This is a genomic window from Conexibacter stalactiti (genome assembly GCF_033542075.1).
GTDB classification, from domain to species: domain Bacteria; phylum Actinomycetota; class Thermoleophilia; order Solirubrobacterales; family Solirubrobacteraceae; genus Conexibacter; species Conexibacter stalactiti.
On record NZ_JAWSTH010000202.1, the window covers coordinates 1 to 2,857 of the forward strand.

The 2,857-nt window shown below is 79.0% G+C and carries 2 protein-coding genes; both read right to left on the bottom strand.

The window, feature by feature from the left end:
* Positions 1-1,096 (bottom strand): AAA family ATPase (locus tag R7226_RS31190; protein ID WP_318601458.1); only part of this gene is annotated, 1,096 nt, incomplete at its 3' end.
* Between the two features lie 22 nt (positions 1,097-1,118).
* The coding region (locus R7226_RS31195; protein WP_318601459.1) for a helix-turn-helix transcriptional regulator at positions 1,119-2,857 on the bottom strand (1,739 nt) is incomplete at its 5' end.

The window sequence follows — 2,857 nt, forward strand, 5'->3', positions numbered from 1 at the left end:
CGGCCTCGCGCAGCGCCGCGGCGGCCGTCGCGTCGGCGCCGAGCGCGGCGCCTGAGAGCTGCCAGGCGCGATGCTGGCGATCGCTCAGCTGCGCCGCTAACGCGGCGTGCGCGGCGCGCCGTTCGCCGCTGGCGGCGACGTGGTACGCGGCCGCCGCGAGCAGCGGGTGGCGAAAGGCGCCGCGACCGCCGCGCCACGCCAGCAGGCCGGCGTCGACAGCCGGCCGCAGCAGCGCCTCGCCGCCGTCCTCGCCGAGCGCCCGCGCGACCGCGGACGACGGGCAGCCGGCGCCGGCCGCAAGCAGGCAGAGCGCGTTGCGCGTCGCCGCCGGCAGCGCCTCCAGCTGGCGCTCGAAGGCCGCCTGCACCTCGCTGCCGGAGGCCGGCGGGCCGCTCAGCGGCGCGAGTCCGGCGCGCTGCGCGGGGCTCAGCGCCCGCGGCAGCTCGCGCAGCGCGAGCGGATTGCCCGCGCTCGCGCTCAGCAGCGCCTCCGTCACGTCCGGCGCCAGCGGCTCGCCGTCGCGCAGCAGCGCACGCGCGTCCTCGCGCTCCAGCGGCGCCAGCCGCAGCCGCTCGACGTGCGGCGCGGCGATCGGACCGCCGTCGCTGTCGCGCGCCGCGATCACGATCCCGACGCCCTCGGCGACGAGCCGCTGAGCGACGAACAGCAGCGCCTCCCGCGAGGCGTCGTCGAGCCAGTGGGCGTCGTCGACGACGACCAGCAACGGCCGCTCGTCGGCGACGACGGCGAGCAGGCCGAGCAGCGCGGCCGGCACGGCGAAGCGGTCGTGCGGTGCCGCGTCCTCGAGCGCGAGCGCGCCGGCGAGCGCGGCGCGCTGGACGTCGGCGAGCCGCTCGCGCAGGTGCAGCACGGGTGCCAGCAGCTCAGACAGGCCGGCGTACGGGATCTCGCTCTCGGTCGCGTAGCCGACGGCGCGCAGGACGGTCAGCCCGTCGGCGCCGGCGACGACCTCGTCGAGCAGGACGCTCTTGCCGATCCCCGCCGGCCCCTCCACGAGCACGGCGAAGCTGCGGCCCTCGGCGGTTCCGGCGACCAGCCCTGCGAGGTGTTCGCGCTCGCGCGCACGCCCGTGCATCGCCGACGGAGTCTAGGGCAGGTCAACCGTTTCTTGGCGCGACGACGGTCCGCGCCAGCTCGGTCCGCGAGGCGACGCCGGCCTTGCGGTAGAGCGCCGTCAGCCGCCGTTCGAGCGTCTTCTCACCGAGGTGCAGGTCGGCGGCGATCTCGCGGTTGGTGCGGCCGTCGGCGACCAGCTCGACGATCCTCCGCTCCTGCGGCGTCAGCGCCTCCGCGCGCTCCGGCGGCGCCGCTTCGAGGCCCACGCGCGAGCGCGCGGCGAAGGGGATGGCGCCGAGCCGTTCGAAGCCGGCCAGCGCGCGCGCCAGGAAGCCGCGCGCGTCGGCGCGACGGTGGCTGCGCCGCAGCCGCTCGCCGATCGCCAGCTCGGTGCGCGCGCGCTCGAACGGCATCGCCAGCGTCTCCTGCGCCGCGAGCGCCGCGGCCGCGCGCGCGTCGACCTCGTCATCGGGCGCCAGCGACAGCTCGCCGCGCGCCGCGACCGCGGCCGCCCATGCCGAGCCGGTCGCCCGCGCGCGCTCGGCGACGCGCTCGACGGCGACGCGCGCGTCGTCGGCGCGGCCGGTCAGCACGAGCGCGTCGACCAGCTCGCCGCCCCACAGCGTCGCGGTGGGATGGCGCAGCCCCAGCTCGTGCTCCAGCTCGTCGGCGGCGCGCGCCGCCTGCGCGGCGGCGTCGTTGCGGCCGTCGAGCAGCTCGACGACCGCCGCCGCGGCGTGGACGTGCACGCGGATGCCGCCGGCGCGTTCGCGGTCGGCCGCCGCGAGCGCCTCCTCGATTCCCGCGCGCGCCGCCTGCTGGCGCCCCTGCAGGGCGTCGACGCGCACGCGCGAGGCGAGCGCGAAGCCGAGCAGGACCTCCTGTCCGGTGTCGCGCGCGAGCTGGACGGCGTCGGCGGCGTCGCGCGCCGCCTCCTCCCAGCGACCGCGGCGGAAGGAGAGCTGGGAGCGGACGGCGAGCGGATGGGGCATGCGGCCGTACGCGTCGGCGGCGTCGCAGGCGGCGAGCATCCGCTCGATCAGGTCGGCGGCGCGCTCGAAGTCGCCGGTCCACATCGACGTCTGCGCCGCCATCCCGAAGACCTCGCCGGAGGCGACCGGGTCGACCTCGTCGATGCGATGCACGACGGCCGTGATCGCGGCGGCGCCCTCCGCCTCGCGGCCGAAGGCGATCAGCGACTCGCCCCACAGCAGCTCGGCCAGGACCTCGGCCTCGCCGCCGCCGTCGGCGGCGGCCGCCCGCGCCCGTTCGACGATGTGGATCTGCTGCTCGACCTCGCCGGTCATCATCGGCGCGACCGACGCCTCCAGGAACAGCCGCGCGGCCGCGTCGCCGTCGCCCGCCGCAAGCTGATGCTCGCCCGCCTCCATCAGCGACGCGAGCGCGCCGTGCGGGTCGCCGCCGCGGATCGCGAGACGGCCGCGCAGCAGTGCGACGGCCGCCCGCACCGGCTCGCCGGCATGCTCGACGGCGGCGTCGAGCAGTGCCCGCGCGCGTTCGGAGTCGCCGGCGGTCGCGTGGTCGTGCGCGGCCTCCAGCTCGCGCCGGCCGCGGTCGCCCGCGGTCGCGGAGAGGCTCGCGGCGCGCTCGAAGGCGGCGGCCGCCTCGGCGTGGCCGCCGACCGCGCGCGCCTCGTGCGCGACGCGCTCCAGCGCGTCGGCAGCGTCGACGTCGGCGTCGGCGGGCGCCGCCGCGGGATGCCACGCGCGGCGGGGCGGGGCGGGCGCGGGCGGCGCGGGCGCCCCGGGGGGGGTGCGCC